Origin of the sequence: Micromonospora sp. NPDC005197, assembly GCF_040608295.1 — a bacterium.
Lineage (GTDB): Bacteria > Actinomycetota > Actinomycetes > Mycobacteriales > Micromonosporaceae > Micromonospora.
In genome coordinates, this window is sequence record NZ_JBEXHY010000003.1 from 101,273 (window position 1) to 115,812 (window position 14,540).

The following is a 14,540-nucleotide window of genomic DNA, read 5'->3' on the forward strand; positions in this document are numbered from 1 at the left end:
CTGCGCAGGCACAATTCATCCCGTCCCCCTCCAAGGAGAGATACAGCATGATCCAGAACGACATGAGCCGGCGACGCCTGCTCGGCCTCGGTCTCGGAATCGGTGCCGCGGCCTCGCTGACCCTCGCCGGCTGCGGCGGCGACGACAGCACCTCCGGGCCGGCCGTCGGTAACGGCGGCAAGGAGTACACCGGCCCGAAGGTCGACCTGAAGCTGTGGAACGGGTTCACCGGCGGCGACGGCGACATCTTCAAGGCGCTGGTCAACCAGTTCAACACCGAGCACAAGAACATCGCGGTGTCGGTGGCCACGTACCAGTGGGAGGACTACTACAACAAGCTCCCCGGTGCTGCCTCCAGCGGCAACGGCCCGGACATCGCGGTCATGCACATGGACCAGCTCGCCACCTTCGCCGCTCGTGGCGTGATCACCGAGCTGGACGACGTGGCCAAGAACCTGGAGCTCTCCGAGGGCGACTTCGCCCCGACCGTCTGGAAGGGCGGGATCTACAACAACAAGCGGTACGGCATCCCGCTGGACATGCACCCGCTGGGCTTCTACTACAACAAGGCCGTCATGCAGAAGGCCGGCCTCGACCCGAACAAGCCGCCGACGACGAAGGACGACTACACGGCGGCCCTGGTCGAGCTGAAGAAGGCCGGTGTGCAGGGCTTCTGGGTCAGCCCGTTCCAGTTCACCGGCGGCATGACGTTCTACTCGCTGCTTAACCAGTGGGGCGCCACCCTCTTCGACGCCGAGGTGGCCAAGGCGACGTTCAACTCCGACCCGGCGGTCGAGGCGTGCACCTGGCTGGTCGACGTGATCAAGCAGGGCTACTCGCCGGCCAACGTCGGACAGGACGCCGACTACCTGGCGTTCAAGAGCGGCAAGAACGCCTTCACCTGGAACGGCATCTGGCAGATCAACGACCTCAAGAAGAGCCCCGAGGTCCAGTGGGGTGTCGCCCCGCTCCCCCAGATCGGCAGCAAGCCGTCCGCCTGGGCCAACTCGCACAACTTCACGATCGTGAAGCAGCGGGCCAACGACGCCAACAAGGTCTCCGGGGCGAAGGTCTTCATCAACTGGCTGAGCCAGCACTCGCTGGACTGGGCCAAGGGCGGGCAGATCCCGGCCCGCAAGGAGGTCCGTGAGGGCGCCGAGTTCAAGGCGCTGCCGGAGATCTCGTCGCTCGCTCCCGAGCTGGAGTACGCGGCCTTCCCGCCGGCGGCCCCGGGTCTGGGCGAGGTCATGACGACCTTCTACAACTCGTTCAACGAGGCCGCGCTGGGCAAGAAGTCGCCCAAGCAGGCGCTCGACGACGGGGTGTCCAAGGCCAACAAGCAGCTTGAGGACAACCGCAAGAAGTACGGGAGCTGATCACCCGTGGCGGACGTGATCGAGGTCGGGGCGGCGCGCGGTGACGCGCCGCCCCCGGCGGCCAACGCAGCCCGCCGGGGCGCCTCGGCGCGCCGGACCGGACGGGCGACGCCATACCTGTTCCTCGCCCCGTACCTGGTCCTGTTCGGGGTCTTCGGCCTGCTGCCGATCATCCTCGGCCTCTGGCTGAGCGTGCACCAGTGGGACTTCCAGCTGCCCAACCGACCCTTCGTCGGATTCGACAACTACAAGCAGCTGTTCTCCAGCGACTCCGCCGTCTACGGCGACTGGTGGCAGAGCGTCCGGGCCACCGCGATCTTCACGGTGCTGTCGGTGCCGCTGCTGGTGGTCGTACCCCTCGGGCTGGCGCTGCTGTTGAACCGCTCCTTCCCGGGCCGCACCTTCTTCCGGGCGATCTACTTCGCCCCGTACGTGCTGGGCGTGGCGGTGATCGGCCTGCTCTGGCGGTTCCTGCTCGACGCCAACCTGGGCCTGGTCAACCGGCTCCTCGGAGTCGTCGGGCTGCCGTCGGACACCCCGTGGGTGACCAACATGCCGTGGGCGTGGATCTCCCTGGTCGGGGTGACCGTCTGGTGGACCTCCGGCTTCAACGCGGTGATCTACCTGGCCGGTCTGCAGGACATCTCGCCGGAGCTGTACGAGGCGGCGCGGATGGACGGCGCCAACGCGTGGCAGCGGTTCCGCAACGTCACCCTGCCCGGGCTGCGGCCGGTGCTGCTCTTCGTGATCACCACGACGGTGCTCGCCTCGGCGAACATGTTCGGTCAGTCGTTCCTGATCACCCAGGGAGCGCCGGGCACGGAGACCCGCACTGTGGTGTGGTTCATCGTCGAGGAGGGCCTGCGCAACAACAACGCCGGTCGAGCCGCCGCGATGAGCATCGTGTTCGCCCTGCTGCTGGCGGTCGTGAGCATCGCCAACTTCCGCCTCTTCCGCTACCGGGAAGACTGAGGGGACCGCCATGACGACGCCCACGCCGACCACCAACGGCTCCGCCCCCGGGCTGCGCCGGGTCGTCTTCTACGCCACTCTGGTCGCACTCACCCTGATCTTCCTGACCCCGCTGGTGTGGATGGTCATCACCTCGCTGAAGACCTACACCGCCGCCCAGCAGATCCCGCCGAGCTGGCTGCCGAACCCGCTGGCGGGGTACGGCTACGAGCAGATCATCAGCAACTCGGCGAACCCGGTGCTGCGCTGGTTCCTCAACAGCATGGTGGCCGCCACGCTGCACTCGCTGCTGGTGCTGGTGACGGCCTCGATGGCCGCGTACTCGCTGGCTCGCCTGCGGTTCCGCGGACGCGGGGTGACCTTCGCGTTGATCGTCGGGACGCTGTTCATCCCGCCGACCTCGCTGATCATCCCGAACTTCCTGATCGTCGACCAGCTCAACTGGATCGACACCCTCGCCGTGGTGGTGGTGCCCGGCGCGGCGAGCGCGTTCGGGGTGTTCTTCCTGCGGCAGTTCTTCCTGTCGCTGCCGAGCGAGCTGGAGGAGGCCGCCACCCTCGACGGCGCCAACCAGTGGCAGATCTTCTTCAAGGTGGTGCTGCCGCTGTCCAAGCCGGCGCTGGCCACCCTGGCCGTGTTGTCGTTCCTGACCAACTGGAACGACTTCCTGTGGCCGATCTTCGTGCTGTTCAGCCCGGAGAAGTTGACGCTGCCTCCGGGCCTGGGCCTGCTCCAGGGCTCGTACGTCACCGACTACCCGGTGATCATGGCGGGTGCGGTGCTGGCCAGCCTGCCGGTGCTGATCCTCTTCGTGCTCGCGCAGCGGCACATCATCCAGGGCGTCTCCCGCAGCGGTCTGAAGGGATGACGCGGGCGACAACTCGGCGAGTCGGCGCGGCGGCGGTCACCCTCGCCGCCGCGCTGCTCGTCACGGGCTGTTCCGACGGCGACGAACCCACCTACACGAGCAACGGGAGCGGCACCAGGATGTTCACCAACCCCGTCGTCAGCACCGACGCCCCGGACCCGCAGGCCATCCAGGTGGGCGACACCTGGTACCTGTTCCACACCAACTCGCAGGGCCGCAACGTCCCGGTGCGCACCTCGACGAATCTGGTCGACTGGACCGAGGCGGAGGACGCCCTGCCGACGCTGCCGGACTGGGCGGACCCCGGCAAGACCTGGGCGCCGGAGGCGATCGAGCTGGCACCGGAGAAGTTCCTGCTCTACTACACCGTCGCGGGCCGGGAGTCGGGCCGGCAGTGCGTCGGGCGGGCGGTGGCCAGCGCGCCGCAGGGGCCGTACTCCGACGACGCGACCGGCCCGCTGATCTGCCAGGCCGAGTTGGGCGGGGCGATCGACGCCAGCCCGTACCGGGACACCGACGGCAGCCTCTGGCTGCTGTGGAAGAACGACGGCAACGCCATCGGGGTGGACACCTGGCTCTGGTCGCAGCGCCTCGCCGACGACGGCCTGACCCTCGTCGGTGAGCCGACGAAGCTGCTCAAGCAGACCGAGCCGTGGGAGGGCACCCTGATCGAGGGGCCGTTCTTCCACCGCCAGGACGGTCGGCTGCTGCTGTTCTTCGCCGCCAACGCCTATGACCGGGCCGAGTACGCCGAGGGCTACGCGGTCTGCGAGAGCCCGAGCGGGCCGTGCGTGAAGGCCGCCGAGAACCCGATCCTGAAGAGCAACGAGGCCGCCTCCGGCCCGGGCCACGCCTCGATGGTGGTCAAGGACGGCCGCACCTGGCTGCTGTACCACGCCTGGCCTCCCGGCCAGGAGGGCAGCACCGACCCCGGTCGTCAGGTGTGGCTCGACGAGGTGACCTGGGTCGACGGCAAGCCGGTCGTCAAGGGTCCGACGGCCACGCCGCAGACCCGCCCCTGACCTGGTCAGACGGAAGGGCCCCCGGATCGGGGGCCCTTCCGGCGTTCGTGGGTCAGGCGCTCGGTTCGCGCGGCGCCGGGGCGACGGCGGGTTCGTGCCGGGCCAGCCGGTTGCGGCGGTAGCCGTAGCCGAAGTAGATGACCGCGCCGAGCAGCATCCAGGCCAGGAACCGCAGCCAGGTCTCCACCGACAGGTTGAGCATCAGGTAGAAGCAGGCCAGCGCCGAGACGACCGGCAGCACCGGGGAGAACGGCACCCGGAACGGCCGCTCCAGGTCGGGGCGCTTGCGGCGCAGGATCGGCACCGCGATCGAGACCAGCACGAACGCGCAGAGCGCGCCGATGCTGACCAGGTCGGCCAGGGCGGAGAGCGGCAGGAAGCCGGCCAGCAGCGCGACCGCCACCGTCATGATCGCCGAGATCCGGTACGGGGTGCCCCAGCGCGGGTGCACGGCCGCGATCGAGGGCGGGATCAGGCCGTCCCGGGCGATGGCGAAGCCGATCCGGCCCATCGCCACCAGGTCGACCAGGATGACGCTGGTCAGGCCGGCAACCGCGGCGATGGAGACGAGCGTCGCCGCCCAGCCGGCGCCCACCGACTCGAACGCCGAGGCGATCGGGGCGCCCCGGTCGATCTCGGTGTACGGCACCATGCCGACGAGCACCAGCGAGACGCCGATGTAGAGCACGGTGGAGATCAGCAGCGTGCCGAGCAGGCCCAGGGTGAGGTCCCGCTTGGGCTTGCGCGTCTCCTCGCCCAGGTTGGCGACGGCCTCGAAGCCGGTGTACGCGAAGAAGACCACCGCGGCGGCGCTGAGCACCCCGACGAAACCGAAGACCGACGGCTCCAACCCGAACAGCGCCTGCGTCACCGGCTGCTTGATGCCATCGTCGCCACTGCCGGCGGGCTCGGCCGGCGGGATGAACGGGGTGAGGTTGGCGGCCTTGACGAAGAACAGGCCAGCGACCACCACGAAGACGCAGATCGACACCTTGACCAGCACCAGCAGGTTGGTGATCCGGGCGGACTCCCGGATGCCGACGATCGCCACGATGCCGAGGATCAGCACGATGGCGATCGCGCCGATGTTGACCGTGCTGCCCTCCTCGCCGAACCACCGGGTCGGCAGGTCGAGCAGCTCGGCGAGGTAGCCCGACCAGCCGCGGGCCACCACCGCCGCGCCGAGCGCGAACTCCAGCAGCAGGTCCCACCCGATGATCCAGGCGACGATCTCGCCCATCGTGGCGTACGCGTAGGTGTAGGCGCTGCCGGCGGTCGGCACGCTGGAGGCCAGCTCGGCGTAGCAGAGGGCGGCGAGCAGGGCGACCACGCCGGCGATGGCGAAGGAGATCACCACGCCCGGACCGGCGCTGTCGCGGGCCTCGATCCCGGTGAGCGTGAAGATGCCCGTGCCGATCACGATGCCGATGCCGAAGCCGGTGAGGTCGATCGCGCCGAGCCGCCGCTTGAGCCCCAGTCGGCCGTCGGTGCCGTCGGCGTCGCCCTGGGCTATGACGTCCTTGATTGGTTTGGTTCGCAGCACGGACATGCGCTCACCCCTCCCACCGTGCGACCACCACCATGGCGGCCGGTGACCGGCGTTGCTACCCACCCCGGATCCCGGCCAACCGCCACGGATCATGCCGATCAGGTCACGACGCGGCGTGCGGTCCCGATCACTACCCGCAATCGGGCGCTCGGCGCGAATCGTCCGATCCGGTGACCGGGGAATCGATCAGGCCCGGCCCCTTGCGGGACCGTGCCGAGTGTGGAAATTTCCTACCAGCGGCACATTGCCCACGGCGAATCTTGCCGGGACGCCGCGAGAACCCCTGACACGGGAGCCCCAACGAAGGGACACACCGCATGAAGGCACCTCGACTCGGAGCGGCCGGGCTGGTCGCAGCCCTGCTCGGCACGCTGGTCGCCGCCACCCCCGCCCACCCCGCGAGCGCCGCGACCGATGCCGCCACCACCACCACCTGCGTCACCGACCCGGCCACGCCGAAACGACAGTTCCGGGCGATGTGGATCTCGTCGGTGGTCAACATCGACTGGCCCAGCAAGGCGTCCCAGACCAGCCCGGACCGGATCGCGGCCCAGCAGGCCGAGTACCGGGAACTGCTCGACCTCGCCGAACGGCTGCACCACAACGCCGTCGTGGTGCAGGTCCGACCGACCGCCGACGCGCTCTGGCCCTCGCCGTACGAGCCGTGGTCGGAGTACCTGACCGGCGTACGCGGCCAGGACCCGGGCTGGGACCCGCTGGCCTTCCTGGTCGACGAGTCGCACAAGCGCAACCTGGAGTTCCACGCCTGGTTCAACCCGTACCGCGTCTCCATGCCGGCCCCCGGCGGCGCCGGCGCCGACCTCAACCTGCTCGCCCCCGGCCACCCGGCCCGGGCGCACCCCGACTGGACCTTCGCCTACCCACCGGCCGGCGTGGCCGGCAGCCGGCTCTACTACAACCCCGGCATTCCCGAGGTCCGCGAGTTCGTCCAGACCGCGATGATGGACGCGGTCAAGCGGTACGACATCGACGGCGTGCACTTCGACGACTACTTCTACCCCTACCCCAGCGGCACCTACCAGGTGCCCGACGATGCCGCCTTCGCGGCGTACAACCGGGGCTTCACGGACCGGGCAGACTGGCGGCGGGACAACATCAACCTGCTGATCCAGGAGATGAACGGCAAGATCAAGGCGGCGAAGCCGTGGGTGAAGTTCGGCGTCAGCCCGTTCGGCATCTGGCGCAACAAGAGCGCCGACCCGCTCGGCTCGGACACCACCGGCAGCCAGTCGTACGACATCATCTCCGCCGACACCCGCAAGTGGGTCAAGCAGGAGTGGATCGACTACGTGGTGCCGCAGCTCTACTGGTACATCGGCCAGTACCCGGCGGCCGACTACGCGCGGCTGGTCCCGTGGTGGGCCGAGACCGTGCGCGGCACCCGTGTCCAGCTCTACATCGGCCAGGCCGACTACAAGAGCGGCGATCCGGCGTACGGGCCGTACTGGCAGAACCCGCGTGAGCTGTCCGACCACCTGACGCTCAACCGGTCGTACCCCGAGGTACAGGGCAACGTGCACTTCTCGGCCGTCCAGGTGCGGGCCAACCGGCTCGGCGCCACCGACATCTACGCGGCCGAGCACTACTCCCGCCCAGCCCTCGTGCCGGCCATGCCGCACCTGCCGTCGAAGCCGTTGCTCCTCCCGGTGGTCACCAGGGTCGCCCGGGAGGCCGACGGGGTGCGGCTGACCTGGCGCCAGCCCGCCGACGGCGTGGGCCCGCTGGGCACGGCCACCTCGTACGCGATCTACCGGTTCGACGGCACCACGCTGCCCGGGCGGTGCGCCACGGCGGACGCCACGCACCTGGTCGACACCGTCCGGGCCACCGCCGGCGGCACCCAGTCCTGGGTGGACACGTCGGCCGAGCCCGGCCGGCGCTACACCTACCGGGTGACCGCGCTGGACCGTACCGCCAACGAGAGCCCGGCCAGCCCGCCGGCGTTCCTGCTGCACTGACCCGTTCCGCGGAATGCCCCGGGTGCCTCGCGCACCCGGGGCATTCGTCTGTTTGAACGTATGTCACCAATAGTTGGCGGCGCACATACCGCCCAGTTGATCAGCTGATCGACACTCATCGACATCCGGTAACCCGCCGGTAACTTCCGTCCCACCGCTCACCCCGCGGAGGTAAACCGTGCCCCGACGTCTCGCCACCCTGTTCGCCTCGGGCGCGCTAGCGCTGCTCGCCACCCTCGCCGTCGCCTCCCCCGCCGCCGCCGTCACCCCCGCGGAGCGACTGTCCGTGCTGTCGAGCTGGACCCAGACCAGCGCGTCCAGCTACAACTCCTGGAACAGCGCCCGCGTCAACCGGGCCCCCTGGGCCGAGTACAACTTCGACTGGTCCACCGACTACTGCTCGTCCAGCCCGGACAACCCGCTCGGGTTCACCTTCAACCTGAGCTGCTACCGACACGACTTCGGCTACCGCAACTACAAGGCGGTCGGCCAGTTCTCCGCCAACAAGTCCCGCCTGGACAGCGCCTTCTACGAGGACCTGAAGCGGGTCTGCGCCACGTACAACTCGGTCGTCCGCCCGGCCTGCTACAGCCTGGCCTGGACGTACTACCAGGCGGTCCACATCTTCGGCTCGGTGGCCGCCGTCCAGCAGGCCGACATCGACCGAGCCGCCCGCATGAAGGCCCAAGCCGAAGCCAAGGCCGCAACCCACTAACCCCACCCACCTCCACCCGGCCCACCCACCCCACCCCACCCCCGTCGCGGTGATCATGAAGTTATTGCCCGTCCGCCCGGCGTGTCGTGGCAATAACTTCATGATCAACAAGCAGGGGTCAGGCGCGTTCCGTTCGCGTTGCGGGGTGGCGGTTGGGGTCGGCGGGGCGCGGGGGCGGCGCGTGTTGGGACAGGTCGGTGCTGAAGCGGGTCGAATCCGCTGCCAGGTCCGGGTGTTCCACGTCGAGCGCCAGTGCCACGGCCTCGTCCAGGCCCATCTCGGCACCCTCCCCGTACGCGTCGTCGAACGCCGCGTCACCCGCCATGGACCGCAGTTCCGCCTGCTGGTCGGCCCAGTAGCCGCCGTAGATACCCGGCGTCGCTCGCATGCTCGCCCGGGTGGCCTGGGCCGCCCCGAACAGCCGCGCGGCCGTCAACCGGTCTCCACCGAGAGCGCAGCGCACCGCGATCGCGTTCAGCGTGTCGCAGGCCCGGCCGTGGTAGCCGTGACCCATCCGTGAGCGCAGCGCCACCAGCAGGTGCTCGTGCGCGGCGATCACGTCGCCCCGGGCCAGCGCGACCATCCCGAGCAGCATGTCCACCGAACGCCGGCCCCGCTCGACCGGCCGGGCGGCCTCCACCGGACGCGCCGCTCCCAGCAGCTCGGCCGCCTCCTCCAGCGCGCCGCGCCGCCACAGCAGCTCGGCCAGGCTGAACACCGCGAACAGCGCCTCGCCGACCACGTCCTGCCCGTGGGCCCAGTCGATGACCTCCCGACAGACCCGCTCGGCCTCGAAGAACTGGCCCATGTCCACCAACGGCGCGGCCCTGCCGGCGAGCACCCGGGCCAGCAGCCCGGCGTCGCCGGCCTGTCGGGCGGCTGCCTCCGCCCGCTGCGAGTAGCGCAGCTCCTCGGCGAACTCGCCGTCGGCGCCGGCATGCAGCGAGTGCATGTGGTACGCCGCCGCCAGCTCCGCGTCCGGGATCCGCTCGCCGGTCTCGGCGATCCGTCCGTACAGCCGGAACAGCCAGAGTCGACCCTCCCGGGCCAGCCCGCGCTCGCGCCACCACTGGTCCAGCCCACCGGCCAGGCGGAGACCGGCACGGGCGCTGCCGCCGGTGGCGCACCAGCGCAGCGCGGCGCGCAGCTCGTCGGCCAGCGGGTCGAGGGTGTAGAGCGACAACGTCACCGGCCGGCCGTCCGGCCCCAGGTGGGCCCGCTCCAGCGCGTGCGCCGACCAGGCCACGTGCCGGTCCCGGGCAGCCTGCTCCTCACCCGCCTCGGCCAACCGCCGTGCCGCGTACGCCCGAATCGGGTCGAGCATCCGGTACGAACTGCCGGCGGCGCGCGGCTCGGCCAACACCATCGACTTGTCCACCAGCACCGACAGTGGATCCAGCGGATCGTCGCCCAGCAGCCACTCCACAGTCGGCAGATCCACCGGCCCCGCGAAGACCGCCAGCCAGCGCAGCAGCCGCGCGGCCCGCGGCCCCAACGTGCGGTACGACCACGTGACGGTCGCCTGCATGGTCAGGTGCCGTTCGGTGGCCGAGCGCTGCACGGCCCTGCTCGCCGGGGTCGGCGGCGGTGTCCCGATCGCCGCGGCCACCAGGTCCACGGTGTCCTGCTGGTTGCCGGACCAGCCCCGCTCGACCGGCGGTGGATCCGGATCCTCCCGGCCGGCGTCCAGCGTGCCGAGGACGTCGTCCAACCGCTCGGCCAGCTGACCCACGGAGAGCACCCGCAGCCGGGCGGCCGCCAACTCGATGGCGAGGGGCAGCCCGTCCAGCCGCTGCACCACCCGGCGCAGGTCGGCCGACTCGGACGGGTCGGGCCGCCGACCGCCGCGGGCCGCCGCCGTACGGTCCAGCAGCAGCGCGACCGCGTCGCTCTCCGCGCCGTCCGGGCGGGGATCGACCGAGAGCGGCGGGATCCGCCAGACCACCTCGCCGGGCAGGCTGAACGACTCGCGGCTGGTCGCCAGCACCCGCACGCCACCCCCGCCGGAGAGCAGCCGCGAAATGACCTCGCCGCAGGCCGCCGGTTGCGTGTCGCAGGTGTCCAGCACGACCAGCATCCGGCGGGCGGCCGCGTACTCGACGAGGGTGTCCAGCATCGGACGGCCCGGCTCGGGCCGCAGCCCGAGCACCGCGGCGATGGCGAACGCCACCAACCCCGGGTCGGTCACCGCGGCGATGTCGACGAACCAGACCCCGTCCGGGTACGCCTCGACGACGCCACCGGCCAACTCCACGGCGAGCCGGGTCTTCCCCGCGCCGCCCGCGCCCAGCACGGTGACCAGTCGGTGCCGCTCCACCAACCGGCCCAGCTCGGCCCGCTCGACCTCCCGCCCGACGAACGAGGTCACCTGGGTCGGTAGGTTGTGCGCCACCGCGTCGGCGGTGCGGGGGCGGGGGAACTGCCGCTCCAGGCCGGGCGCGACCAGTTGGAACAACCGCTCCCGGTCGTCGAAGCCACGCAGCCGGTGCAGGCCCAGGTCCAGCAGGGTGGCGCCCGGGGGCAGCGGATCGGCCCGGCGGGCGGTGGACGCCGAACAGAGCACCTGTCCGCCGTGCGCGGCCGCGGCCACCCGGGCGGCCCGATGCACCTCGGGGCTCGCGTACTCCCCGTCGCGGGGCTCGGCGTACCCGGTGTGCAAGCCCATCCGCACCCGGGGCGCGGCCTCCTCGGTGGGCCAGTCGTGGCTCGCCAACGCCCGCTGGGCGGTCAGGCAGGCGGTCAGCGCCGCCGCCGCGTCGTCGAAGGCCAGGAAGAACGAGTCGCCCTCGGTCAGCAGCTCCGCGCCACCGGTGGCGGCCAGGGTGCGACGCAGCAACCGGCGGTGCTCGGCGAGCACCGGGCGGTAGTCCGCGCCGAGCAGTTGGGCCAGCCGGGTCGAGCCCTCGATGTCGGTGAACACGAAGGTCACCCAACCGCTCGGGAGCTGGATCCGTGGCGACATGCGTGGAACCTCCGCCCGTGACGTCGGGTTCATGCTGCCTGACTCCGAGCGGTCACGCATCGTGAGAACGGCCGGGCACGTGCCGCCTCAAGGTGCCACTCGAACCCGCTCCCGGCAAGGCCAGCCCACCGGCCGGTCACCGGAACGCCCGGCTCAGCAGCCGCAGGCACCCCCGCAGCAGCCACCGCCACCAGCGGGAGCTTGCGCGCCACCAGCGCCCCGACCGGTGACCGACACCGCCGAGAGCAGCTTGACCGTGTCGACATGGCCCTGCGGGCAGGTGGCCGGCGCGCCGGCCTCCGCCATCGGACGGTTGACCTCGAAAGTGTCGCCGCAGGCGCGGCAGCGGAACTCGTACCGGGGCATGGCGATCAGGGTACGTGGGCCTGACGGTCGCCGGGGACATGAGTGATACTCGACGGGTGGTGGACGGCGAGGACAAGACGCGTGTGCAACCGCTTCGGCCGGCCGCGCCGCTGGACGGGCCGCTGGCCGAGTCGGGCGCCGCGCCGGATCCGGTGCCCGCGGCCGTGCCCCGCCCCCGCCGGCCCTGGCTCAGCATCCGCACGACCGACGCGAAGGCGAAAACCCCCGCGACGCCCGTGACCGCACCCCTACCCCCGAGCGTCGATGCCGCGACCGGTGACCAGCTGGGGGACACCGCCACCGGCGACCCCGCCGCGGCGAAGCCCACTTCGGACACCACCGCCGCCCCGCCGACCACCCCAGCCGCCACCGCCACCCCAGCCGCCGACGTCCCAGCCCCAGCCGCCGACGTCCCAGCCGCCGCCGACGACGCCCCAACCGCCGACACCGACACCGACACCGACGCCGCCAACGCCGACAGCGCCGACGCGAAGGCCGACGACGGGGCAGTCACGGTCGCGGCGGGCGCCACCGCCACCGACCTGACGGCGACCAAGGTGGACGGTGTCGCAGTGGTGCCGCCGCCGGAGCGCGGCCGCCGGCGGCGGGTGCCGTTCGCGCACGCCGTACGGGTGCCACCGCCACGTCAGGCCGCGGTGACCGCCGCCCGGGCGACCCGCGCCTGGGCCCGCCGGCCCAGCGGTCGACTCACGGTCCCGGGGGTCTTCCTGCTGGTCCTGGTGGCCGCGACCGCCGCGGCGGGGGCGTTGCTCGTCCCGGCCACGATCCGTGGGTCCCGACCGGTGGCGGTCGACGTCACTGCCGCGCCGACCGTGGCCGTGCCGCCGGCGGTGCCGCTCGACCCGCGGCCCACCGGCCCTCTGCCCACCGGGCCGATGCCGACCGCGCCGCTGCCCACCGGAGCGTTCCCGAGCGGCGGCATGCCGACCGGGCCGGCCGTCGGTCCGACGACCGGCGGCCGTCCGTCGGACTCCCTGGCCGCCTGGGCGCAGCAGGTCGGGGCCAAGGTCAACATTCCCGCGACCGCGATGCAGGCGTACGGGTACGCCGAGCTGATGCTCGCCCAGACCAACCGCAGCTGCGCGTTGAGCTGGACGACGTTGGCCGCGATCGGCCAGGTCGAGTCCGGCCACGGCTCGGCCAACGGCGCGCGGTTGGGGACGGACGGCAAGGCGCTGCCCCAGATCATCGGGCTGCCGCTGGACGGGAACGGCGGCCGGATGCGGATCATCGACACCGACCGTGGGTTGCTCGACAAGGACAGCACCTACGACCGGGCGATCGGGCCGATGCAGTTCATCCCGACCACGTGGCAGGAGATCGGCGCGGACGCCGACGCCGACGGCGTGAAGGACCCTCACGACCTGGACGACGCCGCCCTGGCGGCCGGCAACTACCTGTGCAAGGGCGGCCGCAACCTGAGCATCCCGGGCGACTGGTGGAACGCGATCCTGTCGTACAACGACGTGCGGCGGTACGCCCAGGCCGTCTATAACACCGCTGACCGGTACGGACGGGCCAGCCGTACGTGATGTGATCGTCCGCGTACATTGGAGGACTGGACACTTCCCCCGAGCAGCCGTTAGCGGCAAGCTAGACGGGTGATGGTGCGCGAGTGGGACCCCAGGACCGCGTCGTCCGCCGAGATCGCGTCGCTGCTGACAACGCTGAACGCGGTGCTGGCGGCCGATCTGCCGCAGGACCCGCCGTGGCGGGAGACCTCCCTGCGGGAGTATCTCGGCGAGGTGATGCCCGGTGAGCGACGGATCTCCTGGCTCGCCCAGGCCGAACCGAGCGCTCCCGGCGAGACCGGCGCCGTCCTCGGGCAGGTCCACGTGCTGCTCCTCGGCGACATCGGGGTGCTCGAGGTGCTGGTGCATCCCTCCGTACGACGCAACGGCCTCGGCCGTGAGCTGGTGCTACGCGCCGCCCGCCGCGTCTACCAGGAGGGTTTCCAGTCGATCGGGGTCGAGGTGGTCGGCGACACGCCGGCGGTGGGCTTCTACGAGTCGCTCGGCTTCACCCGGGAGTACGTGGAGACGCGCAGCGTGCTCGACCTGACCTCGGTGGACTGGGCCGAGCTGGCCGAGATGGCCATCGGGATCGGCGCGGGCTACCACCTGGAGTTCTACCCCGGTGGGCCACCGGACGACCTGATCGAGTCGTACGCGCGGGCCAAGGCCGAGGTGCGCGACGTCGACGACGGCGAGTTGCGTCCCAGCTCGTATGACCCGGAGCGGCTGCGGGACAGCCTGGACACCCTGCACCGGCGGGGCATGAAGCCGTACATCGTCCTGGCCCAGCACGAGCAGAGTGGCGAGGTGGCCGGCCTGACCGAGGTCGTGGTGCCGGCGCAGCACCCGACCCGCGCCGATCAGTACGACACGATCGTCGCGCAGGACCACCGGGGTTACGGCATCGACCGGGCGATCAAGGCGCGGATGCTGCTGGAGCTGCGCTCCGCCGAGCCGGAGCTGGCCGAGGTGCAGACCTGGAACGCCCAGGCCAACGAGGCGATGCTCAAGGTCAACGCGGAGCTGGGCTACCGGCCCGACCGGGACTGGTGCGAATACAGCGTCGACGTCGCCGAGCTGGTGCACCGCCTCGACCAGCCGCGCTGAGGAATTCACGAAACTGTCCGGTGGGGGATGGACGATGGACGGTTACGCACCTTAACGTGCGTTGACCCCCATCCACCCATCGTGGAGGC

The 14,540-nt window shown here is 71.2% G+C and carries 11 protein-coding genes; 8 read left to right on the forward strand and 3 right to left on the reverse strand.

Annotated elements, in window-relative coordinates; genetic code table 11:
- Positions 1-47: 47 nt before the first annotated feature.
- The 4 genes from ABZU46_RS02480 to ABZU46_RS02495 are packed head-to-tail and all read left to right on the forward strand — an operon-like array spanning position 48 to position 4,238.
- Positions 48-1,376 carry an ABC transporter substrate-binding protein gene (locus tag ABZU46_RS02480; RefSeq protein ID WP_354854464.1) on the forward strand — a complete coding sequence of 443 codons (1,329 nt, stop codon included), beginning with the start codon at positions 48-50 and terminating at the stop codon, positions 1,374-1,376.
- 6 nt (positions 1,377-1,382) lie between these two features.
- Positions 1,383-2,348, forward strand: coding sequence for a sugar ABC transporter permease (locus ABZU46_RS02485; protein ID WP_354854466.1), 966 nt, complete (start codon positions 1,383-1,385; stop codon positions 2,346-2,348).
- A 10-nt stretch (positions 2,349-2,358) separates the two neighbouring features.
- Positions 2,359-3,216, forward strand: coding sequence for a carbohydrate ABC transporter permease (locus tag ABZU46_RS02490; protein WP_354854467.1), 858 nt, complete (start codon positions 2,359-2,361; stop codon positions 3,214-3,216).
- On the forward strand, positions 3,213-4,238 hold the full coding sequence (locus tag ABZU46_RS02495; RefSeq protein ID WP_354854469.1) for a glycoside hydrolase family 43 protein: 1,026 nt from the start codon (positions 3,213-3,215) through the stop codon (positions 4,236-4,238). Before ABZU46_RS02490 ends, ABZU46_RS02495 begins: the two co-directional genes overlap by 4 nt.
- Before the next feature lie 52 nt (positions 4,239-4,290).
- Here ABZU46_RS02495 and ABZU46_RS02500 read toward each other — a convergent pair whose 3' ends face one another.
- A complete protein-coding gene (locus tag ABZU46_RS02500) occupies positions 4,291-5,787 on the reverse strand; it encodes an amino acid permease (RefSeq protein ID WP_354854471.1) in 1,497 nt (498 codons plus the stop codon).
- A gap of 317 nt (positions 5,788-6,104) precedes the next feature.
- Here ABZU46_RS02500 and ABZU46_RS02505 point away from each other — a divergent pair, with 317 nt between their 5' ends.
- Together ABZU46_RS02505 and ABZU46_RS02510 are read left to right on the forward strand one after the other, a co-directional pair.
- Positions 6,105-7,766, forward strand: coding sequence for a family 10 glycosylhydrolase (locus ABZU46_RS02505; RefSeq protein WP_354854472.1), 1,662 nt, complete (start codon positions 6,105-6,107; stop codon positions 7,764-7,766).
- A 178-nt stretch (positions 7,767-7,944) separates the two neighbouring features.
- A complete protein-coding gene (locus ABZU46_RS02510) occupies positions 7,945-8,481 on the forward strand; it encodes a phospholipase (protein ID WP_354854474.1) in 537 nt (178 codons plus the stop codon).
- Positions 8,482-8,599: 118 nt separating this feature from the next.
- Here ABZU46_RS02510 and ABZU46_RS02515 read toward each other — a convergent pair whose 3' ends face one another.
- Complete coding sequence (locus ABZU46_RS02515) at positions 8,600-11,443, reverse strand: adenylate/guanylate cyclase domain-containing protein (RefSeq protein WP_354854476.1); 2,844 nt, start codon at positions 11,441-11,443, stop codon at positions 8,600-8,602.
- A gap of 153 nt (positions 11,444-11,596) precedes the next feature.
- Entirely contained in the window at positions 11,597-11,809 is a 213-nt protein-coding gene (locus ABZU46_RS02520) for a zinc ribbon domain-containing protein (RefSeq protein WP_354854477.1), read from the reverse strand.
- Between the two features lie 38 nt (positions 11,810-11,847).
- Here ABZU46_RS02520 and ABZU46_RS02525 point away from each other — a divergent pair, with 38 nt between their 5' ends.
- Together ABZU46_RS02525 and ABZU46_RS02530 are read left to right on the forward strand one after the other, a co-directional pair.
- A complete protein-coding gene (locus ABZU46_RS02525) occupies positions 11,848-13,362 on the forward strand; it encodes a lytic murein transglycosylase (RefSeq protein ID WP_354854479.1) in 1,515 nt (504 codons plus the stop codon).
- Between the two features lie 72 nt (positions 13,363-13,434).
- A complete protein-coding gene (locus ABZU46_RS02530) occupies positions 13,435-14,451 on the forward strand; it encodes a GNAT family N-acetyltransferase (RefSeq protein ID WP_354854567.1) in 1,017 nt (338 codons plus the stop codon).
- The last annotated feature ends 89 nt before the right edge of the window (positions 14,452-14,540 follow it).

Bases quoted from the DNA above. Each gene is read 5' to 3' on its own strand.
- ABZU46_RS02480 (WP_354854464.1), top strand. From the start codon at position 48: ATGATCCAGAACGACATGAGCCGGCGACGCCTGCTCGGCCTCGGTCTC.
- ABZU46_RS02490 (WP_354854467.1), top strand. From the start codon at position 2,359: ATGACGACGCCCACGCCGACCACCAACGGCTCCGCCCCCGGGCTGCGC.
- ABZU46_RS02495 (WP_354854469.1), top strand. From the start codon at position 3,213: ATGACGCGGGCGACAACTCGGCGAGTCGGCGCGGCGGCGGTCACCCTC.
- ABZU46_RS02500 (WP_354854471.1), bottom strand. From the start codon at position 5,787: ATGTCCGTGCTGCGAACCAAACCAATCAAGGACGTCATAGCCCAGGGC.
- ABZU46_RS02505 (WP_354854472.1), top strand. From the start codon at position 6,105: ATGAAGGCACCTCGACTCGGAGCGGCCGGGCTGGTCGCAGCCCTGCTC.
- ABZU46_RS02515 (WP_354854476.1), bottom strand. From the start codon at position 11,443: ATGTCGCCACGGATCCAGCTCCCGAGCGGTTGGGTGACCTTCGTGTTC.
- ABZU46_RS02520 (WP_354854477.1), bottom strand. From the start codon at position 11,809: ATGCCCCGGTACGAGTTCCGCTGCCGCGCCTGCGGCGACACTTTCGAG.
- ABZU46_RS02525 (WP_354854479.1), top strand. From the start codon at position 11,848: ATGAGTGATACTCGACGGGTGGTGGACGGCGAGGACAAGACGCGTGTG.
- ABZU46_RS02530 (WP_354854567.1), top strand. From the start codon at position 13,435: ATGGTGCGCGAGTGGGACCCCAGGACCGCGTCGTCCGCCGAGATCGCG.